Below are 23,815 nucleotides of genomic sequence, written 5' to 3'. Positions count from 1 at the left end.
GGACATGGCAAACGCGCATAGCGGCAAAATGATCGTCGGGCTGGATATCGGCACCTCCAAGGTAGTGGCGCTGGTGGGCGAAGTCGCGGCCGATGGCACCCTCGAGATCGTCGGCATCGGCACACACCCGTCCCGTGGGCTGAAAAAAGGCGTGGTGGTTAACATCGAGTCCACTGTGCAGTCCATTCAAAGGGCTGTGGAAGAAGCTCAGCTGATGGCGGGCTGCCGTATTCACTCCGCCTTCGTCGGCGTTGCCGGTAACCATATTCGCAGCCTCAATTCGCACGGCATCGTCGCGATCCGAGACCGCGAAGTCAGTACTGCCGACCTGGAGCGTGTGTTGGACGCCGCCCAGGCGGTAGCGATTCCAGCGGATCAGCGTGTGCTACATACGTTGCCGCAGGATTACGTCATCGATAACCAGGAGGGCGTTCGTGAGCCCCTGGGCATGTCGGGCGTGCGACTGGAAGCGAAAGTGCATGTGGTAACGTGCGCGGTAAACGCGGCCCAGAACATCGAGAAGTGCGTTCGTCGCTGCGGCCTGGAAATCGACGACATTATCCTTGAGCAGTTGGCATCGGCGTACTCTGTACTGACTGACGACGAAAAAGAGCTGGGCGTGTGCCTTGTGGACATCGGTGGTGGTACCACAGACATTGCCATTTTCACTGAGGGCGCGATTCGTCACACAGCGGTTATCCCCATTGCCGGGGACCAGGTAACCAACGACATCGCCATGGCGCTGCGCACCCCTACCCAGTACGCCGAGGAAATCAAGATCCGCTACGCCTGCTGCCTGGCCAAGCTCGCAGGCGCCGGTGAAACCATCAAGGTGCCAAGCGTGGGTGACCGTCCCCCGCGTGAACTGTCCCGCCAGGCATTGGCCGAAGTGGTAGAGCCGCGTTATGACGAGCTCTTCACGTTGATTCAGGCAGAATTGCGCCGTAGTGGGTATGAAGACCTTATCCCCGCAGGCATCGTACTAACAGGCGGCACCGCCAAGATGGAAGGGGCGGTAGAGCTGGCCGAAGAGATTTTCCACATGCCGGTACGCCTGGGTGTACCGCATACCGTCCGGGGGCTGGATGACGTCATCCGCAACCCGATCTATTCGACAGCCGTAGGCTTACTGACCTACGGCCTGCAGAAGCAATCCGAAGGTGTGACGTTTACCGGCCTCGCCGGTCGCGACAGCAGTTATGGCGAGGAGCCCAAGGCGCCGGTGCTGGAACGCCTCAAGCGGTGGGTTCAGGGCAATTTTTAAGAGCGGCAGTAGGCGTACTAAAACTAGAGAATTGAAGGAGAGGGAACATGTTCGAGCTGGTAGACAACATCCCGCAGAGCCCGGTCATCAAGGTGATCGGCGTAGGTGGTGGCGGCGGTAACGCGGTCAATCACATGGTTAAAAGCAACATCGAAGGCGTTGAGTTCATCTGCGCCAACACCGACGCGCAGGCACTTAAAAACATCGGCGCGCGCACTATCCTGCAGTTGGGCACGGGCGTGACCAAGGGCTTGGGCGCAGGCGCCAACCCTGAAGTAGGTCGTCAGGCCGCCATGGAAGACCGTGAGCGCATTGCCGAAGTGTTGCAGGGCACCAACATGGTGTTCATCACCACGGGCATGGGGGGCGGCACCGGTACGGGCGCTGCGCCGATCATCGCTGAAGTGGCCAAGGAAATGGGTATCCTGACCGTCGCTGTCGTGACGCGTCCGTTCCCCTTCGAAGGCCGCAAGCGCATGCAGATCGCTGACGAAGGGATCCGTGCCCTGTCCGAGTGCGTGGATTCGTTGATCACCATCCCTAACGAAAAACTGCTCACGATCCTGGGCAAGGACGCAAGCTTGCTGTCTGCCTTCGCCAAGGCGGATGACGTGTTGGCCGGCGCCGTTCGCGGTATCTCCGACATCATCAAGCGTCCAGGCATGATCAACGTCGACTTCGCCGACGTGCGCACCGTGATGAGCGAGATGGGTATGGCCATGATGGGTACCGGCTTTGCCAGCGGCCCGAACCGTGCGCGTGAAGCGACTGAAGCGGCCATTCGCAACCCGCTACTTGAAGACGTCAACCTGCAGGGCGCGCGTGGCATCCTGGTGAACATCACGGCCGGCCCGGATTTGTCCCTGGGTGAATACTCTGACGTGGGTAGCATTATCGAAGCCTTCGCTTCCGACCACGCGATGGTCAAGGTTGGCACTGTAATCGACCCAGACATGCGCGATGAGCTGCATGTAACCGTGGTTGCCACGGGCCTGGGCGCCAAGATCGAGAAGCCGGCGAAAATCATCGACAACACGCTGCAGCCTGCCATGCCACAACAGCAGCAGCCTCAGGCCCAGACGCCCGCAGCGGCGCGTCAGGAGCAGCCAGCGGTCAACTACCGTGACTTGGAGCGCCCTACCGTAATGCGTAACCAGGCGCACGCCGGGGCCGCCGCAGCAGCCAAGCTGAACCCTAACGACGACCTGGATTATCTGGACATCCCAGCTTTCCTGCGCCGTCAAGCCGATTAATGCAATTTATCAGGGGTATAGAGGTGATTGGTGTTCAGCAAAGGCGGGGTCTGCTATGATCGCCTCCTTTGTTGATACCAGTTCGCAACTAGCGCTGAAGCGGCCACTGCCATGATTAAACAACGCACCCTGAAGAACATCATCCGTGCCACCGGCGTCGGTCTGCATTCGGGGGAAAAGGTCTACCTTACCCTCAAGCCCGCGCCAGTCGACACCGGGATCGTGTTCTGTCGTACCGATCTGGACCCAGTGGTCCAGATTCCCGCGCGTGCGGAAAACGTCGGTGAAACCACCATGTCCACCACCCTGTTTCAGGGGGACGTGAAGGTTGACACCGTGGAGCACCTGCTTTCGGCCATGGCCGGCCTCGGGATCGATAACGCCTACGTCGAACTCTCCGCCTCGGAAGTGCCGATCATGGATGGTAGCGCCGGTCCCTTTGTATTCCTGATTCAATCGGCTGGCCTGGAAGAGCAGAGCTCACCGAAGAAATTCATCCGGATCCTGCGTGAAGTCGAGGTTGAAGATGGCGATAAACGCGCCACCTTCGTGCCGTTTGAAGGGTTCAAGGTCAGTTTCGAAATTGATTTCGACCATCCGGTTTTCAAGGATCGCACCCAGAGCGCCAGCGTGGATTTCTCCAGCACCTCTTTCGTCAAGGAAGTGAGCCGGGCACGCACGTTTGGCTTCATGAGCGACATTGAATACCTGCGCAAGCACAACCTGGCGCTGGGCGGCAGTGTAGAAAACGCAATCGTGGTGGACAAGGAAGGCGTACTGAACGAAGACGGCCTGCGGTACGAGGACGAGTTTGTCAAGCACAAGATCCTGGACGCCATCGGCGATCTCTACTTGCTGGGCAACAGCCTGATTGGCGAGTTTCGTGGCTTCAAGTCAGGGCATGCCCTGAACAACAGGCTGCTACGCAAACTCATCGAACAGAAAGACGCATGGGAAGTGGTTACCTTTGAAGACGCGAGTACTGCGCCAATCTCCTATATGCGCCCGGTTGCAGCCGTTTAAGCTCGAACCTTCTCTCTAATTCAAAGCCACCTTCGGGTGGCTTTTTTTCGCCTGCTCACACAGCCTTTCGATTAAGCCCCACTGCTGACGACCAACACGCCCTGTAGCAGCCCAGCTTGCTGGCGACCCCAATACGCTACTCACTATCTGGCGCGCCAAGTGCCAGGGAAATCCGCCGCGCTGTCTGGCGCAGGGCGTTGACGTACTCCACCTTTCGCGCCTCAGGGAAACGAAAGCACGGAAATGAGATGCTCAACCCGGCGATCACGTGGCCAAAGCGATCAAACAACGGTGCCGCGATACAGCGCATGTTGTCTTCGAACTCTTCCTTGTCTTCCGCAAAACCTTGTTCGCGCACCTGACGTAGCTCGCTCATGTACGCCTCCAGATTAGGCAGGGTGTGTGGCGTACGGGCAATGAAGTCATCGGCTGCCAGCAGTTGGCGCACGTCTGTTTCGCCCCGCCAGGCCATCAACGTCTTGCCGATGCCCGTGCAATACAGCGGGGCCCGGCGGCCAATGCGTGAGTACATGCGCAGGCTGTAGCGCGAGTCGATTTTATGCACATACACAATGGCGCCTTCGTCGTGGATGCCTAAATGCACGGTTTCGCCCGTCAAGGTATTGAGGTGCCGCATGCCCTGTTCGGCTTCACGGATGAGGTCGAGCTGAGGCAGCGCACGTGCGCCCAGCTCGAACAGTTTCACCCCAAGCCGGTAACGGTCTTCACTGTCTTGCACCACATAGCCGAGGCGTTTGAGCGTTTGCAGGAATCGATGCACGGTGGCCTTGGACATGCCCAGCCGCTGCGCCAGTTCCGTAAGCCCGCTGTCGTCCTCCTGGTCACCCAGCGCTTCAAGTACTGCCAGGGTGCGCCCCACGGCGCTGACCATCTCGTTGCCAGTGGCGATGCCCTTGTCGTGCATAGGTGTCCGTCTACTCATATTTTTGAACCGGTGGTTCATCTTGCTTGACGGCAGCGTGGATTTCCATAGAAACTCCCTCGCAACAATAATGAACCGCTGTTCCGATTTAGCGAGTTCAGACCAATAAGACGAAGAGCAACGAGGTGCGACAATGAAACGGGTTCCTGAAGCGCCGGCTCGAGTGGCGCTGCTGGGTGAGTGCATGGTCGAGCTACAAAGACGGCCTGACGGCGCGCTTGTCCAGGCGTTCGGCGGCGATACACTCAACGTGGCTGTCTACCTGTCACGGCTTTGCGGCAACCCTGCACGCATCGACTACATCACCGCATTAGGGGACGACGACCTGAGCGCCGCCATGCGTGCCCGTTGGCAGGAAGAGGGTGTAAGCGACGTGCAAACCCGCACCTTGCCAGGCCACCTTCCAGGCCTCTACCTTATCCAGACGGACGATACGGGCGAGCGTCGATTCCTCTATTGGCGCAACGACTCCGCTGCCCGGCGCTGTTTTGATGGTCAGGAAGGCGCCGCCCTGGTCGAGCGGCTGACGGCCTACGACGTTATCTACCTGAGCGGTATCAGCCTGGCGATTCTGAGCGAGGAGGGCAGGTCGCGACTCCTGGCGGGCTTGCACCGCTGCCGCGAACAGGGTGTGCAGATCGTATTCGACAACAATTACCGGCCACGGCTATGGCCCAACGCCGATGAAACCCGCCGTCACCATCGGGCAGCGCTCGCCCTGACGGATCTGGCGCTAGTGACCTGGGAGGACGACGCCGAGCTGTTTGGGCTATCCAGCCCAGCATCGCTGTTTGAGATGTACGCTGAACTGGGCGTCAAAGAGCTCGCGCTCAAGCGTGGCAAGCAGCCCTGCCTGCTGAGTAGCCCTGAAGGCTGGATTGAGGTGCCTGCCGAGCAGATAGACACCGTGGTCGATACCACCGCTGCGGGCGATGCCTTCAGTGCCGCCTACCTGGCGTGTTGGTTACAGGGCGGTACGGCGGAGCTGGCCGCACGCTGGGGGCACCGCCTGGCAGGGGCCGTTATCAGTCATCCCGGTGCAATCATCGCGCGTGACGCCATGCCTGTAATGCCCGGATAAGCCTGTGGCTTGATCCGTAGCAGCCCGGCTTGCCGGCGACCTGGGCCCGTGGTGATATTCGTCGCCAGCCAGTTGGGCTGTTACGGCCGCCCAACAAGCGTCTACTTACGCCGGTGCTTGGACAGCCGCTCCAGCGCCGCGCGCAACCCAGGATCGTTGATGCCTTCAGCGGTCGCTTGCAGGTTGTCGGCGGCGCTGTCGGACAGGTCGAGCACTGGCCCTCTCGCCCGGCCAGGGCCCACGACGGGCTGGACCTTGAACAGGATGCGGGTCAAGCCGATGAACTCGGGCATGCCTTGCAGCCCCTGCTGCAGGCGACGTTGCTGATAACGCAGGCGGGTCGCCCAATGGCCATCGGTCACGACGAGCAGCAGGCTTCCTTCGCGCCAGGACGCCACATGGCAGTGTTCACGGGCTGCAGGCTGTAGCTGGGTGTCGAGCAGCTTTTTGAGCTGGCTCAACCGCTGTGCCTGATTCAGGAGCACCTTCAACGGCCTGGCCTCGCGCAACAGGACAGCGGGCGGGCGCGCCGGGTGGGGACGAAATGCCATGCAACGATCCTCGGTAGGGCGGGCATGTTACCAGAAGGGCACAAGGCACAATCGGCTACCTGATTGCGTGACGTTTGCTTCAGGCGCTTGAAGTTGAGAAAAAAGGCCTTATTGTAAAGCCGCCCCATAAAAGCGCTGTGCCAGCATTGTGGCGTCGCCACTTTCCTCTCCATCGTTTCCGGGTAGAATACTCGTTCGCATGCGGCCATGAGGGCTGCTCGGGCGACGCCTAGGGGCCGCCCTCCATTCCCAAGTGTGGAAGATCCAGCCGATATGTTTGCGCCTTTGTTGAAAAAACTTTTTGGAAGCAAGAACGAGCGTGAAGTAAAGCGCATGCTCAAGACGGTCGGTAACGTCAATGCCTTCGAAGAGAAGATGGTCGCGCTCTCGGACGAGCAGCTGCGTGCCAAGACTGCCGAGTTTCAGGCTCGCGTCGCCAAAGGTGAAACCCTCGACGCCCTGCTGCCCGAGGCCTTCGCCGTGTGCCGCGAGGCCGGTAAACGCATCATGGGCATGCGCCACTTTGACGTTCAGCTGATCGGCGGCATGACGCTCCACGAGGGGCAGATCGCCGAAATGCGAACCGGCGAAGGTAAAACCCTGGTAGCGACCCTGGCCGTGTACCTCAATGCGCTGTCGGGCAAGGGCGTACACGTGGTGACGGTGAACGACTACCTCGCCCGTCGCGATGCCAACTGGATGCGCCCGCTGTATGAGTTCCTGGGCTTGAGCGTGGGCGTGGTCACGCCGTTCCAGCCACCGGAAGACAAACGCGCGGCCTATGCCGCCGACATCACCTACGGCACCAACAACGAATTCGGCTTCGATTACCTGCGCGACAACATGGCGTTCAGCATGGAAGAAAAATTCCAGCGCGAACTCAATTTTGCCGTGATCGACGAGGTGGACTCCATCCTCATCGACGAAGCCCGTACCCCGCTGATCATCTCCGGCCAGGCCGAAGACAGCTCGCGGCTGTACATGGAAGTGAACCGCCTCATTCCGCAGCTCGAGCAGCACATCGAGGAGGTCGAGGGCGAGGTGACCAAGCAGGGTCACTACAGTGTCGACGAGAAAAGCCGTCAGGTGGAGCTCAACGAAGCCGGCCACCAGTTCATCGAAGACATGCTCACCAAAGCAGGGTTGCTGGCCGAAGGCGAGAGCCTGTACTCGGCCCATAATCTGGGCCTGCTGACCCACGTGTATGCCGGTCTGCGCGCCCACAAGCTGTTCCACCGCAACATTGAATACATCGTGCAGGACGGTGGCATTTTGCTCATCGACGAGCACACTGGCCGTACCATGCAAGGCCGTCGGCTGTCCGAAGGGCTGCACCAGGCCATCGAGGCCAAAGAGGGCCTGAAGATCCAGGCCGAAAGCCAGACCCTCGCGTCCACCACCTTCCAGAACTACTTCCGCCTGTACACCAAGCTGTCCGGCATGACCGGTACCGCCGACACCGAAGCCTTCGAATTCCAGCAGATCTACAGCCTGCCCGTGGTGGTGATTCCGCCCAACCGCCCGCTGGCGCGCAAGGATTTCAACGACCTGGTGTACCTCACCGCCGAAGAAAAATACACGGCGATCATCGCGGATATCAAAGAGTGCATGGCCACCGGCCGCCCTGTGCTGGTCGGTACTGCGACCATCGAAACCTCCGAGCACATGTCCAATCTGCTCCAGAAGGAAGGGATCGATCACAAGGTACTCAACGCCAAGTACCACGAAAAAGAAGCTGAAATCATTGCCCAGGCCGGCCGGCCGGGCGCGCTGACCATCGCCACCAACATGGCCGGTCGCGGTACGGACATCCTGCTGGGCGGCAACTGGGAAGTGGAAGTCGCTGCCCTGGAAGCGCCTAGTGAAGAGCAGATCGCACAGATCAAGGCTGATTGGCAGAAGCGCCACCAGCAGGTGCTTGAAGCGGGCGGCCTGCATGTAATCGCCTCCGAGCGGCACGAATCGCGTCGTATCGACAACCAGCTGCGCGGCCGTGCCGGGCGTCAGGGTGACGCCGGTTCCAGCCGGTTCTACCTGTCGCTGGAAGACCCGCTGATGCGTATCTTTGCGTCGGACCGGGTCAAGAACTTCATGAAGGCCTTGGGCATGCAGTCAGGCGAGGCCATTGAGCACCGCATGGTGACCAATGCCATCGAGAAGGCCCAACGCAAGGTAGAAGGCCGTAACTTCGATATCCGCAAGCAGCTGCTTGAATTCGATGACGTGGCCAACGAGCAGCGCAAAGTGATCTACCACATGCGTAACAGCCTGCTGGCCGCTCAGAACATTGGCGACACCATCGCTGAATTCCGTCAGGAAGTACTGGCGGCCACGGTTTCGCAGCACATTCCGCCTCAGTCGTTGCCCGAACAGTGGGACGTGGCCGGCCTGGAAGCGGCATTGCAGGCCGAATTTGCAGTCAACCTGCCGATCCAGCAGTGGCTCGACGAGGACGAGAAGCTCTACGAAGAGACCCTTCGCGAGCGCCTGATGGCCGAGATTCTTGCCGCCTACAACGAGAAGGAAGACCAGGCCAGCGCCGAAGCCCTGCGTACCTTCGAGAAGCAAATCCTGCTGCGCGTGGTAGACGACCTGTGGAAAGATCACCTCTCCACCATGGATCACCTGCGTCACGGTATTCACCTGCGTGGCTATGCGCAGAAGAACCCCAAGCAGGAGTACAAGCGCGAGTCCTTCAACCTGTTCCAGGAGCTGCTTGACTCCATCAAGCGCGACACCATTCGCGTGCTGTCCCACGTTCAGGTGCGTCGCGAAGACCCGGCCGAGGAAGAGGCGCGGCTGCGTCGCGAGGCTGAGGAAATGGCAGAGCGCATGCAGTTCCGTCACGCCGAAGCCCCTGGCCTCGATCAGCCCGAAGCGCTTGAAGACGGCACAGAGGAAGTTGTAGAAGCGTCACTGGCGCCGCTGCGCAACGAACAGAAGCTGGGCCGTAACGAAGTGTGCTGGTGTGGGTCTGGCAAAAAATTCAAACACTGCCACGGGCGTATTGAATAAGCCTCCCGCAGTATCGTTAAGCCACGCCGCGCCGGCCTAGCCGCCGCGGCGTTTATCATTTCAGGGTTCGCCCCTTTTAAAGGAGTCATCAATGGCTGTCGGTCTCGGTCCCTTGCCCACCTTGCATCCTGTTCCCGGTTTCGAGCTGGGCATCGCCTCGGCAGGTATCAAGCGCCCGGGTCGCAAGGACGTCGTGGTGATGCGTTGCGCCGAGGGTGCAACGGTTGCGGGCGTGTTCACCCTCAACGCGTTCTGCGCCGCGCCAGTGATTCTGGCCCGGCAGCGTGCAGCGGGAACCGTGCGCTACCTGCTCACCAATACCGGCAATGCCAACGCGGGTACTGGCCAGCCTGGCCTGCTGGCGGCCGAGCGCACGTGCCAGGCGCTGGCCGCGCTGACAGCGGTTGAGCCAGAGGCGGTGCTGCCGTTTTCGACCGGCGTGATCGGCGAACCCTTGCCCGTGGAAAAAATCGAAGGCGCCTTGCAGGCGGCGCTGGATGACTTGCACGAAGACCACTGGGCCGATGCCGCCACCGGCATCATGACCACTGACACCCTACCCAAGGGGGCGAGCCGGCAGTTCACCCACGACGGCGTAACCGTGACCGTGACAGGGATCAGCAAGGGCGCCGGGATGATCCGCCCGAACATGGCCACCATGCTCGGCTACATTGCTACCGACGCCAAGGTCTCACGGGCTGTGTTGCAGGACTTGATCCGCGACGCGGCCAACAAGTCGTTCAACCGCATTACCATCGATGGCGACACCTCGACCAACGACTGCTGCATGTTGATCGCCACCGGCAAGGCAGCGCTGCCGGAAATCACCGAGGCCAGCGGGCCGTTGTTCAACGCGCTCAAGGCCGCGGTATTCGACGTGTGCATGAGCGTGGCGCAAGCGATCGTGCGGGACGGCGAAGGGGCCACCAAGTTCGTGACCGTGCAGGTTAACGGCGGGGCCAACCCGCAGGAGTGCCTGGACGTGGCCTACACCGTGGCGCATTCGCCACTGATCAAAACCGCGTTGTTCGCCTCGGACCCTAACTGGGGCCGTATCCTCGCAGCCGTAGGGCGCGCCGGCGTGCCCGACCTGGACGTGAGCAAGGTCGACCTGTACCTGGGGCAGGTGTGCATTGCCAGCCAAGGGGGGAGGGCACAGAGTTACACCGAAGCGCAAGGCGCCGAGGTGATGGCTGAGGTTGAGATCCCGATCCGTATCGAGCTAGGGCGCGGTAGCTATAGCGAAACCCTGTGGACTACTGACCTTTCCCATGAGTATGTGAAGATCAACGCCGAATACCGCACCTGATCGAGGCGCACGGCGCTTACGGCCACGGGCTTTTATGCGAGGAGAGCACATGAAACGGGTCCACGTAGCGGCGGCGGTCATTCGCCGCGAGGGCAAGGTGCTGATCGCCCGGCGAGGCGCCAGCCAGCACCAGGGCAACCTGTGGGAGTTCCCGGGTGGCAAGCTGGAAGAGGGCGAAACGGCATCGGCAGGCCTGGCGAGAGAGCTGGCCGAGGAGCTGGGTATACAGGTGACGTGTGCGCGGCCGTTGATTCAGGTCGCCCATGACTACCCGGACAAGCAGGTGCTGCTGGACGTCTGGGACGTCAGTGCCTTCACCGGCGAGCCCCATGGTGCCGAAGGGCAGCCCCTGGCATGGGTCGCGCCCAAGGCCCTGGATAACTATGATTTCCCTGCCGCCAATTACCCTATCGTGGTTGCAGCGCGCTTGCCGTCCACCTACCTCATCACGCCCGACGGGTTGCCTCGGCCTGAAATACTCGGCGGGCTGCGCACAGCCATCAGCCAGGGCGTACAGCTCGTGCAGTTGCGCGCGCCCAATCTGTACGACCCGCAATACCGAGACCTGGCGGTTGATGCCGTTGGCCTGTGCGCGGGCAAGGCGCAGGTCATGCTCAAGGGGCCACTGGAATGGCTGGGCGATTTCCCCTCGGCGGGCTGGCACCTCACGGCCGATCAGGTGCGTAAATATGCACCCAAGGGCCGCCCGTTCCCACCAGAGCGCCTGTTGGCTGCGTCTTGTCACACCGCAGAGGAGCTGGCCCTGGCCCGACAAATGGGTGTGGATTTTGTCACGCTGTCGCCAGTGCAGCCTACCCAGACCCATCCCGAGGCGTCGCCCTTAGGGTGGGAGGCCGCTCAGGCCTTGATTGCAGGCTTCGATAGGCCTGTGTTCCTGATGGGCGGGTTGGGCCCTGCCGACTGCCAGCGCGCCTGGGAGGCAGGTGCCCAAGGCGTTGCCGGCATCCGGGCGTTCTGGCCAGCGTTGCCGTAGCCCGCCCTTACCCCTGTTCGCCCGTTGTAATGCCTGCCTTTGTGGGAGCCAACGGCAGTTGGCGAAAGAACGGTCAAAACGCAGGTTTGGCCTGCGCCCAGAGAATTTCGTCCACGCCCTCGCGGCGGCCGATGATGCGGGCTGCCACGAACAGTAGGTCTGATAGCCGGTTAAGGTAGGCCAGGCCTACGCCCTGCAAGGGCTCTTCCCGGTGCAGTTGTTGGCAACGGCGTTCGGCAGTGCGGGCCTGGGCGCGGCATACATGCGCTTGGGCTACCGCCAACGAGCCGCCCGGAAGAATGAAATTGCGCAGTGGCCCAAGTTCTTCGTTCCAGGTGTCGATAACGGCTTCGATCCGCTCCACCTCAGTGCCATGCAGCGCCTGATGCCCTGGCATGGCCAACTCCCCGCCCAAGTCGAACAAACGGTGTTGGCAAGGCGCCAATACGGCAGTCACTTCCGCAAGGCGCGGGTCACCGGCCAGGTGCGCCAGCAGCAGGCCCAACTGGCTGTTGAAGGTGTCGACTTCCCCAAGGGCGTCGATGCGGGGGTGGTCCTTTGGCACGCGGCGCCCATCGCCCAGGCCCGTTTCGCCAGCATCTCCCGCGCGGGTGTAAATCTTCGATAACCGGTGTTCCATTTCATGTTCCCGCAGTGGTGGCTGTCAGCGCAGGCTGAACCAAGGGCAGACGCAGGGTAAAACAGGTGCCCACGCCGGGCGTTGATTTCACCTCCATCTGGCCTTTGTGGTTGTTGGTGATGATGAAGTACGACACCGACAACCCCAGGCCGGTGCCTTGGCCTACCTCTTTGGTGGTAAAGAACGGCTCGAACATGCGCTTGCGCACGCTTTCAGGCATGCCCATGCCGTTGTCTTCGACCTCGATCTCTGCCCACGGGCTATTAAGCCGGGTGCGCAACACGATAGTGCCAGGCTCGGTGGGGTGTTCACGCTGCTGAATAGCCTGAGCGGCGTTTTTCAGCAGGTTCAGCACTACCTGCTCCAACTCGTTGGCCGTGCCGGGGACGGCTCCCAGCCGAGGGTCGAAGTGGCGCACGATAGCGGGCCCGCGGAAGTCAAAGCCCAGGCTAAGGTCGAAATCGCTGCCCGCGATCTCCACCGCCTGCCCGATCAGTGCAGGCAGGTCGCAGGGCGCCATCTGCCGGTTGCTCCGCCGACTGAAGCTCAGCATGTGGGTCACGATCTTCGCCGCCCGCGCACCTGCGCCCTGAATACCCTCAAGCAGTTGGGGAATTTCCCGGCCCGCCAGGTACGCATTGACGTTGTCCAAGGCGACGCCCGCTACTTCGGCCTGTAGCTGGTTTTTTGGCAGGTCCGGGGACAGGCGCCGGCGGATGTTCTGCACGTTATGGAGGATAGCGCCCAGGGGATTATTGATTTCATGGGCCATGCCCGCTGCCAGGCCACCCACTGAAAGCATTTTTTCAGACTGCACCATCATGTCTTCCAGGGACAGCCGCTGGGTAATGTCGTCGATACGAATCACCACGCCACGCCCGGCACTGCCGCCCAAGGGATAACAGGTCAGCGCATAGTGGTGCGGCACCTCGCCCTTGAGCCAGGTAACCCGCTCGACCTTGACCACCTGATGCTGTTCAATCGTGGCTTTGAGCTGCGGCAGGAACGGCTTAATGGGCTCGAACGCCAGGAAGACAGGCTGGTTGAGCGCTTCGGCCAGCGGGGTGCCAGAAAGCGCTGCCGCCTCTTTGTTCCACTGCGTGACATACAAGCCTTCGTCCAGCGCAATCAACGCCGAGGGCATGGAGTCGATAATGCTGTTCAGGTAGTTCTGGAAGCCTGTGAGCTTTTTCTCGATCTTGCTGCGCACTTCCACCTCCCGCTCCAACTTGCGGTTGGTGTGGCGGGTTTCTTCGGCAAGCCCCTGGGCCGAGTCATAAGCGGCCTGAAAATCGTCGCGTGCGCGTTTGATCTGCTGCTCCCGCGCCTCAATGCGCGCCAGCATGGTGTTGAAGGCTTCGGCCAGGCTACCGATTTCATCCTGATTGCCCGGCGCGGCCCGCAAGGCGTAGTTCTCCTCCCGCGTCACCTGACGGGTAAGCTCCTCAAGCTGGTAGATCGGCCGGGTAATCAAACGCCTGATCTGGCGGGCAATGACCATCCACAGCAGCACACTGAACACCAGAATGCCCAGGCTTGCGGTAAAGGTACCGGTGTAAAACGCCATGGGTAATTCACTGCTGGCGACCAACAGCAAATGCCCCGGCGCGCCGTGGGTGCCCGGCAGCTCAGCCAACTGGTTGCTGCGAAATTCAGTGAGGCGCCAGGTGTCCAGTTGGTCGAAGTGCCGCGGCAGGGAGATGTGATCGCCGTGCTGCAACTGCGCCAAGCGTTGCCCGTCAGGGCCATAAACGGCGGCGGCTCGCAAAGGCGAGTAACTGTCGAATGCCTTGAGCAAGGCTTGTGCGGCCTGGGGGTCATTGGCGGCCTGTTGGGCCAATTGCGGCTGTGCCACCAGCCTGCTGACCGTCTGCATGGCCTGCGGGGCCATGCTCTCGTGGGAAATCCAGTACGCAGCGGTAATGAAGGTAAGGTTGGCCACTACCAATACCGTGACCATCAGCACCAGCAATGCCGCGAGCAGCTTCTGCCCGACCGGAAGGTTTTCAAGACGCTGTCTAAGGGGCATCGCACACCTGGCTAACGAAGAACCTGCCGAGTGTAGCAAGGCTCAGGTGGTAGGCAGGCCCTTGCTGTGCAGTATCGCTACCAGGGCTTGATGGAGCGCGCCGAGGTTGGGGGCAGGCACGCCGTGCTGTTGTGCCTGTTCGCGCACATAGCCCAGCAGGTACGTGACCTCGGTGCGGCGGCCGGCAGCGACGTCCTGGTACATGGAAGAGTAATTGGCGGCCGTTGCGGCAATTACAGCCTCTACCTCGGCAAGCAGCCCGCTGGCCGCCGTGGGCTGCCCAGCCGCGGTGAGGATGGCGCACAACTCCTCACACAGTGCCGCCACGCGTTCAAGGTGCGCGCCTAGCTCGCCATTACGGCAGCCAAGCAGCACCGTCAGCGGGTTGATGGCGCAGTTGATCGCCAGCTTGCGCCACAACCGCGCCATGATGTCGGGAGCCCAGCGGTGCGTCGCCCCGGCACGTACCAGCGCCGTGGACCACGCAGGCGCAGCCGTGCTACAGCTGCCTGCTGCACTGGGGTCGCCTAGCCAGGTGTCGCCGTCTCCAGCGCGGACCACTGCGCCATCTGGGCGTCGGAACGCGCCCTCGGTCGTAGAGGCAAAATACACCTGAGCAAAGGGGAGGGCGGCCACCACGGCCTGCTGGCTACCCAGGCCGTTCTGCAGCATTACCACGCGAGCATCGGGCACCAGGCGCGGGCGTACTTGGGCAATGGCAGCTTCTACGTCATAGGCTTTGCAGGTGACCCATAGCTGGCTGACTGCCCCTGAACCGGCAACGGTGTCGGCAGGTGCCTGGACCGCCTGCTCCGTGTTGCCGTCGACCAGGCGAAGGCCAGGGCCCTGTTGGTAACGTTCGAGGCTGGCCTGGTCACGCAATAGCAGCCGCACGGGCATGCCTGCCTTCGCCAGCCGGCACGCCCACACCGTGCCCAGGCTACCGGCACCCAATACGTGCCAGGGCGCGTGTTGTGACATCAGCTTCTGGCCGGCAGTCGACGCGCACTTACCAACCCGGTGCGATAGCTCTCCTGCAACAACCGGCTGGCCTCGCCGAACAGGCTCAACGGGTCTATCGGCAGGCTTTTGTGGTCCAGGCCTACCAGGCTGATGCCTGCATGCAGCGAGATGCGCCCCGCCGAGGTGATGAAGCCTTGAAGGTTCAGGCCGTCGTGCAACCGGGTGAAACTGCTGGGTGCACATTCGCCCAGGCTGCTGGGCAATGTGAGCAGTACGAAGTGATGATCGTCCACGCGTGCCAGCACATCCAGCGGCCGTACCATTTGCTGGAGCCGCCGGGCCACCCCCTGAATCAGTTCGTTATAGCGTGGGGTGCCATGCGCGTGCCGCAGCGCGTCGGCGTCATGCAGGCCGATCAGCAGGTAGCACAGCGCCCCACCCCTGGCCTGAATGTGCCGAAGGCTGTCGTCCAGCTTTTGGCTGAGGTAACGAGCGTTGCCCAAGCCCGTTAGTGTATCCACCAGGTTGAGCTGCTCCAGGTGGGCCACGGTATCGCGTAGCGACTGGTTCTCCTCGCCCAGGCGCAACAGCTTGGCGCGAGCCCGACCACCCAGGTGCACGCGTGTACTCAATTGCTCATCGATCAGGCTAGCCGGCAGCAGGTCGTCGATCCCCGGGTAGGTGGTATCGTCCGGCAACGTAGCGCCTGGTGCTCCCATCAGTAGTATCCAGGTAGGCCGTTGCGTGGCGCTGTCCAGCAGGCGAACCCGCGGCACCATGGCCAGGCCCGTATCTTCGGCGATCAGCAACAGGTTAGCGTCGCGTTGGTCGAGCTCGGCGAGGGTGTTGGCTACCGAGCACGCCCGCAGGTCGCTGTAGCCAGCCTGCGACAGCAGTCGAGTTGCGTGCTGGCGCAGGGCGTCATCGTCGACGGCCAGAAGGATACTGAGGGTAGGGTTCGACATCTGAAACTCGCAATGAAGGAAATACCGACGTGTAACGGAAGGATGCTATCCATTAGGCTGTAACCGGATGTGCGAGGAAAGCATGCCGGACTGCTGGCGGTCGTTATAATGACCCCTGGTTTTATCCGTCAAGCAGGGTGGCGAGGTTTATCCCGACTTACCGACAGAACACCTTAGTACACTGCCTCTTTGTAACAAACTGGAGAATATTGAATGCCCTCGTTCGACGTAGTGTCCGAGTTGGACAAACACGAAGTCACCAACGCCGTCGACAATGCCGTGAAGGAACTGGACCGCCGTTATGATCTCAAGGGTAAGGCACAAATGGCCTTCAACGAGAAAGACCGGACGGTAAACCTCACCGCGGAGGCCGACTTTCAACTGGAGGCCACGCTGGAGATCCTCCGTCTTGCCTTGGTCAAGCGCAAGATCGACATCCAATGCCTTGAGGTGAAAGACGCTTATCCGTCAGGCAAAGAAATGAAACAGGACGTCGTACTGCGCGAAGGCCTGGACAAAGAAATGGCGAAGAAGATCGTCGCCCGCGTCAAAGACGCCAAGCTCAAGGTGCAAGCGGCCATTCAGGGTGAGCAAGTGCGCATCACCGGCAAAAAACGTGATGACCTGCAAGAGGCTATTGCGCTGTTGCGTGGCGAAACCTTTGGCATGCCGCTGCAGTTCAACAACTTCCGCGACTGACGCGCGCGGAACCATCGGCAAGGTCGGGGCGTCGGAACGGCTGTTGACGGCGGTGGCAAGCCCACCGCTCTTGAATAGTTGAACAGGAGACGCCCTATGGATTTGAACGCCCAAGTCAATCATCTCGTCCGCGCTTCCCAAGCCTGGATACCGATGATTATGGAGTACGGCAGCCGTGTGCTGTTGGCCGTCCTCACCCTGGTCATCGGCTGGTGGCTGGTTAACAGGCTAACGCGGCAAATTAGCAAGCTGTTGGCCTTGCGTCATGCCGACCTGGCGCTGCAAGGGTTCATCAGCACCCTCGCCAACATCATTCTCAAGATCCTGCTGATGGTGAGCGTGGCGTCGATGATCGGCATCGAGACCACCTCGTTCGTGGCGGCCATCGGTGCTGCGGGTCTGGCTGTGGGCCTGGCGTTGCAAGGCAGCCTGTCGAACTTCGCCGGCGGTGTGCTGATCCTGTTGTTCCGGCCCTTCCGTATTGGTGACTGGATCGAAGCACAGGGTGTGTCAGGCACGGTGGACGCGATACAAATCTTCCATACCGTGTTGCGTACCGGCGACAACAAGACAGTGATCTTGCCAAACGGCAATCTGTCCAACGGGATTATCACCAACACCAACCGCCAGCCGACCCGTAAAATCATGCTGAACATCGGCGTGGATTACGACGCAGACCTGCAAAAAGGGTGCGAGGTATTGCTGGACCTTGCCAAAGACCCTCGCGTGCTGGAAAGCCCAGCCCCCGAAGCAGTGGTAGCCGCGCTGGGTGACAGCGCAATTACGCTTTCGCTGCGGCTGTGGGTCAATACGGGGGACTATGGCGGAGTATTGAACATGCTCAATGCCGAAGTGCGCGACCGCTTGCGGGCGGCTGGCATCGATATTCCGTTCCCGCAGCGTGTGATTCGCCTGGTGCAGGATCAGAACGGCGCGCCCGTGGCGCCACAGATCATGACCCCACAGGACACGCAACAGCCTTAAGCAGGGCCCTCATCGGCCGCCTTGAAGTAACGCCAGTTGAGCAGGATAAGCACTAGCGTGGGCACACCCAGCAGGGCGGTGATGAGGAAGAAGCTGTGGTAGCCATACTTCTCCACCATCACCCCCGAATACCCTCCGATCAGCCGAGGCAGCAGCAGCATGATGGAGCTGAGCAGGGCGTACTGGGTGGCTGAGAACTTCAAGTTGGTCAGGCTGGAGAGGTAGGCCACGAACGCCGACGTCGCCAGCCCAGAGCTGAGGTTGTCCAGCGAGATGGTCACGATCAGCATTTTGATGTTCGGGCCCATGTCCGCGAGCATCAGAAACAGAATGTTAGTCCCCGCCGAGGCAGCTCCGCCAATGAACAGGATAGGCATGATGCCAAACCTCACGATCAACAGGCCGCCCGCGCCTGCACCCAGCAACGTCATCACCAGGCCAAACAGTTTGCTCACGCTGGCGATCTGATCCTTGGTAAAGCCCTGGTCGATATAAAACACGTTAGCCATTACCCCCATGACCGTGTCGGACATGCGGTAGGTAGCGATCAGCCCCAACAGCAGCAAGGCCTGCCAGCGGTAGCGCAGGATGAAGTCGTTGACAGGCGTAAGTACAGGCGCCAGGCCGCGCCGGCCCAATGATGACAGGCACAGGGTGGTGAGCAGGGTATACAGCAGCGAGCGGAGGAAGGCGCGGTCTTGCAGCAGCAGGTCCAGGGGGCTCATGTCACCGTTCAACACCTCGGCGAAGTCGGTGTTGTACAGCTGCGTGAACATTGCCGGGACCGATACCAGCAGGATGATCAGCACCACCACCGAGGCAATCTGGTGAATGAACCCATAGCGTGCGGCCGACAGCTGAGTGCGCAAGGGCACCGGGGGCTCGCGCATCAACAGCGACGTAATCAGGGCAGGGACCATCAATACCCCGAACAGCAGATAAGTGCCAGCCCAGGCGCGGTGAAGGTAGGCAAAGCCGGTAGAGCCGAAGCCTTCTGCGAAGAACAGCGCGCCTGCAGTGGCGAGCAAGGCCGCCACGCGGTAGCCGGCCATATAGCTGGCGGCGAGGGCGGCCTGGCGCTGGTCGCCGGCGATTTCGAGGCGATAGGCGTCCACGGCGATGTCTTGAGTGGCCGACGCGAAGGCCACAACTACGGCAATAGCGATCAGCCAGGACAGGTGCTTTTGCGGGTCGCAGAAGCTCATGCCGATCAGCCCCAGTATGACCAAGGCCTGCGCCAGCACCAGCCAGGAGCGTCGGCGGCCTAGCTTGGCCAGGCCGGGCAGGCGCCATTGGTCCAGTAGGGGCGACCATACCCATTTAAAGGCATAGGCCAGGCCGATGAGGCTGGCATAGCCGATGGTTTCACGGGCAACCCCTGCTTCGCGCAGCCACACGGAGAGGGTGGAAAACACCAGCATGTAGGGCAAGCCAGAGGCAAAGCCGAGAAGTAACAGCACCAGCGTGGAGGGGCTGGCATAGGCGGCCAAGGCGGCGCGCCAGGTTTTACCGGGCATGGGCGAAAATCTGCCTCGAATCAGCAAAAACAAAGCGCGCACTCTAACCGCTGTGCTCCTCCGGGCGCCAGCCATGCCGCCGGATATCCACACGATTAGCGTTAATTGTTACGCCTTCGCTGCGCAGGCGCGCACGCTGCTCGTCACCGCTGGCACTGCCTGGCGGTAGGCTGAGACGCCCGCCTGCCGCGATAACCCGGTGCCAAGGCAACGCAGTGCCTTCAGGCAACTGGCTCAGTTGGCGGCCCACCCACCTGGCCGCACGGGCCATACCTGCCATCTCACCCAATTGGCCGTAAGTGACGACCCTGCCCTTGGGAACCGCGGCCAGCACCGTATAAAGGGTTATCTTCCGAACGTCAGGTAACGAATCGGTGACATTATTCGCGGAAAAAAAGGGGAACTCATTGGGCATAATCTGGTCAGTCCTGAGTCCTTCGTTATAGCCGTATAACGCTGATCTTCCACGAAATCGAGTCCGTCGTCGCTTATGTTCTCCAGAACCCTCTTGTGTGTGGCTGTCACCTGCGCCTTACCCTCCGCTTTCGCAGACACTGTCTGGATGAAAAACGGTGACCGTTTGACCGGCACTATCAAGGTGTTCGATGGCGGCAAACTCATGGTAGATACCGCCTACGGTGGGTCGATCCCGGTTGACATGAAACAAGTCAAAACCCTGGAAACCGATCAGCCGCTCCTGGTTCGCCAGGATGCCAACGATGTCGAGATCGCTCAGGCGCTCAAGCCAGCCGATGAAGGTAAGGTAACCCTCGGCAACAATGGCTCGCCTGAAATCGTCGAGCTTGCCAGCATTCAGCAACTAATGAAGCCAAAGCCGTTGATCCAGGACCTCACCTGGAAAGGCAACATCGATGCGGCGCTGGACTTCAAGCGGGCCGAGACCGATACCGACGACTACAACGTCGCCTTTAAGACGACGGCCCGGCATGGCCGGTGGCGCCACATTGGTGACGGTGAGTACAACCGCGAAGCACAGGACAGCGTGACCGAGACCAACAACTGGAAGCTCGAGTACTCGCTGGACCGCTTCATCACCGACCAGTGGTTCTGGCAGGGCCGCTTGAACTACAAGCGCGATCAGGTCGAAGACCTGCGCCGCCAGCGCACCGTGGGTACTGGTCCGGGTTACCAGTTCTGGGATAACGAGCTGGGTTCGTTCTCCTTGGGTAGCTTGCTCAATCGCACCGACTACCAGTTCGCCGACGACTCGAAAGAAAACTTCTATTCTGTGGCGATGAAGTGGGACTACAACCGCTACCTGATCGGCAAGACTGTGGAGTTGTTCTCCTCGGGTGAGCTGGGTCGGCCGTTGAGCAATGTAGCTGATTACAGCCTGGATGCGGACGTGGGGCTGCGTTACAAGGTGACCGAGTGGGCCTCGCTCAACCTCAAGTACGAAAAAGACATCGTCACCGGCACCCGGGATAACAACGACCTGGACAGCAGCCGCTACACCGCCGGCTTCGGTATTGCGTGGTAACGGCTGTCACCTCGCCATCGCAATAAACCGAAACAAGTGCGCCAGCCCAACGCTGGCGTGGCTTGGCGGCGAGTTTGCCCGCAGTGCGACAGACGTACGCTTGAAATGAGGCGTATCGTCGGCACATATAGAGGTGACTTTCGCCGAGGATCATTTTGATGCGCGCTTTGCTGCTACTGCTGCTCCTGTTTCCTGTGTTGGAGCTCTACGTCTTTTTCCGGGTGGGGTTGGCCATTGGCTTCTTCCCTGCCTTGCTGTTGATCATCGCGGGTTCCGCGCTGGGCGTGCTGGTGCTGCGTGTGGCAGGGTTGGCCACTGCGTTGCGGGCACGCGAGAGCCTGCGCAGTGGCCAACTGCCTGCCGAAGAGCTGCTCAACGGCGCTGTTGTGGCAGCCGGCGGCCTGTTGCTGGTGGTGCCTGGTTTCCTCAGTGACATGATTGGTGCGCTGTGCCTGTTCCCTGTCACTCGCCGCCTGATCGCCAACAAGGTGCGGGAACGTGGCCAGGCTCAGGCCATGCGCCAGCGTGCCTTCGATGACACCGGCTATGGGTCGCCTGGCGGCCCACCTGCTTCGCCGAACGGTTCGCCGTCTGGTGTGGCCACACCCCACACGCCTCGTCGCCCCAACCTCATCGAAGGCGAATACGAGCAACGTGACTGACCTTTCAGGCAACCCTTCAGGCGCCCCCGTTCAGGGGGCGTCCTGCTTTCAGCTTGCTGATAATCGACAATTTTTTTTTGGCTCGGGCTTGTAATCCGATGCCATGGCCTCATGTATGGGTCACCGCAAGGTGCCGGCCTCAGGGGCGTGTACGTAACATCGGTCTGTACAGGCCATTTCGTACCTACTCGAGCTGCCGGCCATCATCTGCGTAGGGCCCATCGTCCTACGCGACCGGCAAGCGCCGGGTGCATCAGTGGGTCAGGTACGCCTGGCCGATGGATAACCATAATTAGGAGAGATCGACAATGAAGCTTCGTCCTCTGCATGACCGCGTCGTCATTCGTCGCAGTGAAGAAGAGTCCAAGACCGCCGGCGGCATCGTTCTGCCTGGCTCCGCCGCCGAGAAGCCCAACCGTGGTGAGATCCTCGCCGTTGGCACCGGTCGCGTTCTGGACAACGGTGAAGTGCGTGCCCCGGCCGTCAAAGTAGGCGACAAAGTCGTCTTCGGCCCCTACTCGGGCAGCAACACTGTCAAGGTTGATGGCGAAGACCTGCTGGTAATGAGCGAGAACGAAATCCTCGCCGTCGTTGAAGGCTAAGCCCCCGGCTTACGGCCTTTATTGATGTCCTGTCACGACTTCTGATTCAAGGAAAACGATCATGGCTGCTAAAGAAGTAAAATTCGGCGTCTCCGCCCGCAACAAGATGCTCACCGGCGTTAACGTCCTGGCGGATGCCGTCAAGGCGACCCTGGGCCCTAAAGGCCGTAACGTGGTAATCGCCAAGAGCTTCGGCGCACCTACCATCACCAAAGACGGCGTGTCCGTCGCCAAAGAAATCGAACTCAAAGACTCCTTCGAAAACATGGGCGCGCAGCTGCTGAAAGACGTTGCCTCCAAGGCCAACGACGAAGCAGGCGACGGCACCACTACCGCTACCGTTCTGGCCCAGGCTATCGTTAGCGAAGGCCTGAAGTCCGTTGCTGCCGGCATGAACCCAATGGACCTCAAGCGCGGCATTGACAAGGCGACCATCGCCATCGTTGCTGAGCTCAAGAACCTGTCCAAGCCGTGCGCTGATAACAAGGCTATCGCTCAGGTAGGTACCATCTCTGCCAACTCCGACACCGAAATCGGCAAGATCATCGCCGAAGCGATGGAGCGCGTGGGTAACGAAGGCGTCATCACCGTTGAAGAAGGCTCAGGCCTGGAAAACGACCTGACCGTCGTTGAAGGTATGCAGTTCGACCGCGGCTACCTGTCCCCTTACTTCGTCAACAAGCCAGAGACCATGGTTGCCGAGCTGGAAAGCCCGCTGATCCTGCTGGTTGACAAGAAGATCTCCAACATTCGCGAACTACTGCCGGTTCTGGAAGCCGTTGCCAAGTCGGGCCGCCCGCTGGTAATCGTGTCCGAAGACGTAGAAGGCGAAGCGCTGGCCACCTTGGTGGTCAACAACATGCGTGGCATCGTCAAGGTCGCTGCTGTCAAGGCGCCTGGTTTCGGTGACCGCCGCAAGGCCATGCTGCAAGACATCGCCGTATTGACCGGCGGTACCGTGATCTCCGAAGAAATCGGCCTCACCCTGGACACCACCACCCTTGAGCACCTGGGCACCGCCAAGCGCGTGACCATGACCAAGGAAAACACCACCATCGTTGATGGTGCAGGTTCCAAGGAAGACATCATGGCGCGCGTTTCCCAGATCCGCGCCCAGGTTGCCGACACCTCTTCGGACTACGACCGTGAAAAACTGCAAGAGCGCCTGGCCAAGCTGTCCGGCGGTGTTGCACTGATCAAGGTCGGTGCCGGTACCGAAGTTGAAATGAAAGAGAAGAAAGCCCGCGTTGAAGACGCCCTGCACGCTACCCGTGCAGCCGTTGAAGAAGGCGTGGTGCCTGGCGGTGGTGTTGCCCTGGTGCGCGCCCTGCAGGCGATCTCCGAGCTGCGTGGCGAGAACGAAGACCAGAACGTTGGTATCGCGCTGCTGCGTCGCGCCGTAGAAGCACCTCTGCGCCAGATCGCTGCCAACGCTGGTGACGAGCCAAGCGTGGTAGTGGACAAGGTCAAGAAAGAGTCCGGCAACTACGGTTACAACGCTGCAACCAGCGAATACGGCGACATGATCGAAATGGGTATCCTGGACCCTACCAAGGTAACCCGTTCGGCCCTGCAAGCCGCAGCCTCCATCGGTGGCCTGATGATCACCACCGAAGCCATGATCGCTGACCTGCCAGACGACAAGGCCGGTGGCGGCATGCCTGACATGGGCGGCATGGGTGGGATGGGTGGCATGGGCGGCATGATGTAAGCCCAGCTCCCTCCAGCTCGATGAAACCCTGCCTGCTAAAGGCAGGGTTTTTTTTCGTCCGTGCTATCTCCGCACTACCCCGTGCTACCCCCGTATTCCACGGGTGAGC

The 23,815-nt window shown here is 60.8% G+C and carries 21 protein-coding genes; 13 read left to right on the top strand and 8 right to left on the bottom strand.

Features of this window, described 5'->3' with window-relative positions; translation table 11 throughout:
• Positions 1 to 4 precede the first annotated feature (4 nt).
• The 3 genes from ftsA to lpxC all read left to right on the top strand — a co-directional run bounded on the left by ftsA (position 5) and on the right by lpxC (position 3,540).
• The gene (gene ftsA / locus AC4LE2_RS16575) at positions 5 to 1,264 is read left to right on the top strand and encodes a cell division protein FtsA (protein WP_491826791.1); all 1,260 of its coding nucleotides are present in this window, start codon (positions 5 to 7) and stop codon (positions 1,262 to 1,264) included.
• 47 nt (positions 1,265 to 1,311) lie between these two features.
• The gene (gene ftsZ / locus AC4LE2_RS16570; RefSeq protein ID WP_491826790.1) at positions 1,312 to 2,517 is read left to right on the top strand and encodes a cell division protein FtsZ; all 1,206 of its coding nucleotides are present in this window, start codon (positions 1,312 to 1,314) and stop codon (positions 2,515 to 2,517) included.
• Positions 2,518 to 2,628: 111 nt separating this feature from the next.
• On the top strand, positions 2,629 to 3,540 hold the full coding sequence (lpxC, locus tag AC4LE2_RS16565; protein ID WP_491826789.1) for a UDP-3-O-acyl-N-acetylglucosamine deacetylase: 912 nt from the start codon (positions 2,629 to 2,631) through the stop codon (positions 3,538 to 3,540).
• A gap of 136 nt (positions 3,541 to 3,676) precedes the next feature.
• On the opposite strand, the gene kdgR is transcribed toward lpxC, so the two are convergent.
• Complete coding sequence (gene kdgR, locus AC4LE2_RS16560; RefSeq protein WP_491826788.1) at positions 3,677 to 4,483, bottom strand: DNA-binding transcriptional regulator KdgR; 807 nt, start codon at positions 4,481 to 4,483, stop codon at positions 3,677 to 3,679.
• Positions 4,484 to 4,616: 133 nt separating this feature from the next.
• On the opposite strand from kdgR, the gene AC4LE2_RS16555 reads away from it, so the two are divergent.
• A complete protein-coding gene (locus AC4LE2_RS16555) occupies positions 4,617 to 5,564 on the top strand; it encodes a sugar kinase (RefSeq protein ID WP_491826787.1) in 948 nt (315 codons plus the stop codon).
• A 101-nt stretch (positions 5,565 to 5,665) separates the two neighbouring features.
• On the opposite strand, the gene AC4LE2_RS16550 is transcribed toward AC4LE2_RS16555, so the two are convergent.
• A complete protein-coding gene (locus tag AC4LE2_RS16550) occupies positions 5,666 to 6,115 on the bottom strand; it encodes a DUF721 domain-containing protein (protein ID WP_491826786.1) in 450 nt (149 codons plus the stop codon).
• Positions 6,116 to 6,388: 273 nt separating this feature from the next.
• On the opposite strand from AC4LE2_RS16550, the gene secA reads away from it, so the two are divergent.
• The 3 genes from secA (at position 6,389) to AC4LE2_RS16535 (ending at position 11,433) form a co-directional block, all read left to right on the top strand.
• On the top strand, positions 6,389 to 9,130 hold the full coding sequence (gene secA / locus AC4LE2_RS16545; RefSeq protein ID WP_491826785.1) for a preprotein translocase subunit SecA: 2,742 nt from the start codon (positions 6,389 to 6,391) through the stop codon (positions 9,128 to 9,130).
• Positions 9,131 to 9,221: 91 nt separating this feature from the next.
• Entirely contained in the window at positions 9,222 to 10,439 is a 1,218-nt protein-coding gene (argJ, locus tag AC4LE2_RS16540; RefSeq protein WP_491826784.1) for a bifunctional glutamate N-acetyltransferase/amino-acid acetyltransferase ArgJ, read from the top strand.
• A gap of 49 nt (positions 10,440 to 10,488) precedes the next feature.
• Positions 10,489 to 11,433 (top strand): Nudix family hydrolase, encoded by a 945-nt coding sequence (locus tag AC4LE2_RS16535; RefSeq protein WP_491826783.1) that lies wholly within the window; start codon positions 10,489 to 10,491, stop codon positions 11,431 to 11,433.
• Positions 11,434 to 11,506: 73 nt separating this feature from the next.
• On the opposite strand, the gene AC4LE2_RS16530 is transcribed toward AC4LE2_RS16535, so the two are convergent.
• The 4 genes from AC4LE2_RS16530 to AC4LE2_RS16515 are packed head-to-tail and all read right to left on the bottom strand — an operon-like array spanning position 11,507 to position 16,030.
• On the bottom strand, positions 11,507 to 12,073 hold the full coding sequence (locus AC4LE2_RS16530) for a cob(I)yrinic acid a,c-diamide adenosyltransferase (RefSeq protein ID WP_491826782.1): 567 nt from the start codon (positions 12,071 to 12,073) through the stop codon (positions 11,507 to 11,509).
• Between the two features lies 1 nt (position 12,074).
• Positions 12,075 to 14,102 (bottom strand): ATP-binding protein, encoded by a 2,028-nt coding sequence (locus tag AC4LE2_RS16525; protein WP_491826781.1) that lies wholly within the window; start codon positions 14,100 to 14,102, stop codon positions 12,075 to 12,077.
• Between the two features lie 42 nt (positions 14,103 to 14,144).
• Positions 14,145 to 15,083 carry a putative 2-dehydropantoate 2-reductase gene (locus AC4LE2_RS16520; RefSeq protein ID WP_491826780.1) on the bottom strand — a complete coding sequence of 313 codons (939 nt, stop codon included), beginning with the start codon at positions 15,081 to 15,083 and terminating at the stop codon, positions 14,145 to 14,147.
• Entirely contained in the window at positions 15,083 to 16,030 is a 948-nt protein-coding gene (locus AC4LE2_RS16515) for a GGDEF domain-containing protein (protein WP_491826779.1), read from the bottom strand. Before AC4LE2_RS16515 ends, AC4LE2_RS16520 begins: the two co-directional genes overlap by 1 nt.
• Positions 16,031 to 16,243: 213 nt before the next feature.
• Between AC4LE2_RS16515 and AC4LE2_RS16510 the strand changes: the two genes are divergently transcribed.
• Together AC4LE2_RS16510 and AC4LE2_RS16505 are read left to right on the top strand one after the other, a co-directional pair.
• Positions 16,244 to 16,729, top strand: coding sequence for a YajQ family cyclic di-GMP-binding protein (locus AC4LE2_RS16510; RefSeq protein ID WP_491826778.1), 486 nt, complete (start codon positions 16,244 to 16,246; stop codon positions 16,727 to 16,729).
• 96 nt (positions 16,730 to 16,825) lie between these two features.
• Positions 16,826 to 17,713 carry a mechanosensitive ion channel family protein gene (locus tag AC4LE2_RS16505; RefSeq protein ID WP_491826777.1) on the top strand — a complete coding sequence of 296 codons (888 nt, stop codon included), beginning with the start codon at positions 16,826 to 16,828 and terminating at the stop codon, positions 17,711 to 17,713.
• On the opposite strand, the gene AC4LE2_RS16500 is transcribed toward AC4LE2_RS16505, so the two are convergent.
• Positions 17,710 to 19,230 carry an AmpG family muropeptide MFS transporter gene (locus AC4LE2_RS16500; protein WP_491826776.1) on the bottom strand — a complete coding sequence of 507 codons (1,521 nt, stop codon included), beginning with the start codon at positions 19,228 to 19,230 and terminating at the stop codon, positions 17,710 to 17,712. The genes AC4LE2_RS16505 and AC4LE2_RS16500 overlap by 4 nt on opposite strands.
• A gap of 43 nt (positions 19,231 to 19,273) precedes the next feature.
• Positions 19,274 to 19,645: an MGMT family protein gene (locus AC4LE2_RS16495; protein ID WP_491826775.1), complete on the bottom strand. Its 372-nt coding sequence runs from the start codon at positions 19,643 to 19,645 to the stop codon at positions 19,274 to 19,276.
• Positions 19,646 to 19,720: 75 nt separating this feature from the next.
• On the opposite strand from AC4LE2_RS16495, the gene AC4LE2_RS16490 reads away from it, so the two are divergent.
• The 4 genes from AC4LE2_RS16490 to groL all read left to right on the top strand — a co-directional run bounded on the left by AC4LE2_RS16490 (position 19,721) and on the right by groL (position 23,706).
• Positions 19,721 to 20,731 carry a DUF481 domain-containing protein gene (locus AC4LE2_RS16490; protein ID WP_491826774.1) on the top strand — a complete coding sequence of 337 codons (1,011 nt, stop codon included), beginning with the start codon at positions 19,721 to 19,723 and terminating at the stop codon, positions 20,729 to 20,731.
• Between the two features lie 158 nt (positions 20,732 to 20,889).
• Complete coding sequence (locus AC4LE2_RS16485) at positions 20,890 to 21,393, top strand: FxsA family protein (RefSeq protein ID WP_491826773.1); 504 nt, start codon at positions 20,890 to 20,892, stop codon at positions 21,391 to 21,393.
• A gap of 308 nt (positions 21,394 to 21,701) precedes the next feature.
• Positions 21,702 to 21,995 carry a co-chaperone GroES gene (locus AC4LE2_RS16480; protein WP_491826772.1) on the top strand — a complete coding sequence of 98 codons (294 nt, stop codon included), beginning with the start codon at positions 21,702 to 21,704 and terminating at the stop codon, positions 21,993 to 21,995.
• Positions 21,996 to 22,056: 61 nt separating this feature from the next.
• Entirely contained in the window at positions 22,057 to 23,706 is a 1,650-nt protein-coding gene (gene groL, locus AC4LE2_RS16475) for a chaperonin GroEL (protein WP_491826771.1), read from the top strand.
• The last annotated feature ends 109 nt before the right edge of the window (positions 23,707 to 23,815 follow it).

Source organism: Pseudomonas sp. 9.3L (genome assembly GCF_058536285.1).
This window is presented reverse-complemented; position numbering and strand designations above follow the sequence as displayed.

Coding starts and splice junctions, on each gene's coding strand:
- AC4LE2_RS16515 (WP_491826779.1), bottom strand. CDS start 16,030: ATGTCGAACCCTACCCTCAGTATCCTTCTGGCCGTCGACGATGACGCC.
- secA (WP_491826785.1), top strand. CDS start 6,389: ATGTTTGCGCCTTTGTTGAAAAAACTTTTTGGAAGCAAGAACGAGCGT.
- AC4LE2_RS16555 (WP_491826787.1), top strand. CDS start 4,617: ATGAAACGGGTTCCTGAAGCGCCGGCTCGAGTGGCGCTGCTGGGTGAG.
- AC4LE2_RS16525 (WP_491826781.1), bottom strand. CDS start 14,102: ATGCCCCTTAGACAGCGTCTTGAAAACCTTCCGGTCGGGCAGAAGCTG.
- AC4LE2_RS16510 (WP_491826778.1), top strand. CDS start 16,244: ATGCCCTCGTTCGACGTAGTGTCCGAGTTGGACAAACACGAAGTCACC.
- AC4LE2_RS16480 (WP_491826772.1), top strand. CDS start 21,702: ATGAAGCTTCGTCCTCTGCATGACCGCGTCGTCATTCGTCGCAGTGAA.
- AC4LE2_RS16505 (WP_491826777.1), top strand. CDS start 16,826: ATGGATTTGAACGCCCAAGTCAATCATCTCGTCCGCGCTTCCCAAGCC.
- AC4LE2_RS16530 (WP_491826782.1), bottom strand. CDS start 12,073: ATGGAACACCGGTTATCGAAGATTTACACCCGCGCGGGAGATGCTGGC.
- AC4LE2_RS16490 (WP_491826774.1), top strand. CDS start 19,721: ATGTTCTCCAGAACCCTCTTGTGTGTGGCTGTCACCTGCGCCTTACCC.
- groL (WP_491826771.1), top strand. CDS start 22,057: ATGGCTGCTAAAGAAGTAAAATTCGGCGTCTCCGCCCGCAACAAGATG.
- argJ (WP_491826784.1), top strand. CDS start 9,222: ATGGCTGTCGGTCTCGGTCCCTTGCCCACCTTGCATCCTGTTCCCGGT.
- AC4LE2_RS16535 (WP_491826783.1), top strand. CDS start 10,489: ATGAAACGGGTCCACGTAGCGGCGGCGGTCATTCGCCGCGAGGGCAAG.
- ftsA (WP_491826791.1), top strand. CDS start 5: ATGGCAAACGCGCATAGCGGCAAAATGATCGTCGGGCTGGATATCGGC.
- AC4LE2_RS16550 (WP_491826786.1), bottom strand. CDS start 6,115: ATGGCATTTCGTCCCCACCCGGCGCGCCCGCCCGCTGTCCTGTTGCGC.
- lpxC (WP_491826789.1), top strand. CDS start 2,629: ATGATTAAACAACGCACCCTGAAGAACATCATCCGTGCCACCGGCGTC.
- AC4LE2_RS16500 (WP_491826776.1), bottom strand. CDS start 19,230: ATGCCCGGTAAAACCTGGCGCGCCGCCTTGGCCGCCTATGCCAGCCCC.
- kdgR (WP_491826788.1), bottom strand. CDS start 4,483: ATGAGTAGACGGACACCTATGCACGACAAGGGCATCGCCACTGGCAAC.
- ftsZ (WP_491826790.1), top strand. CDS start 1,312: ATGTTCGAGCTGGTAGACAACATCCCGCAGAGCCCGGTCATCAAGGTG.
- AC4LE2_RS16495 (WP_491826775.1), bottom strand. CDS start 19,645: ATGCCCAATGAGTTCCCCTTTTTTTCCGCGAATAATGTCACCGATTCG.
- AC4LE2_RS16485 (WP_491826773.1), top strand. CDS start 20,890: ATGCGCGCTTTGCTGCTACTGCTGCTCCTGTTTCCTGTGTTGGAGCTC.
- AC4LE2_RS16520 (WP_491826780.1), bottom strand. CDS start 15,083: ATGTCACAACACGCGCCCTGGCACGTATTGGGTGCCGGTAGCCTGGGC.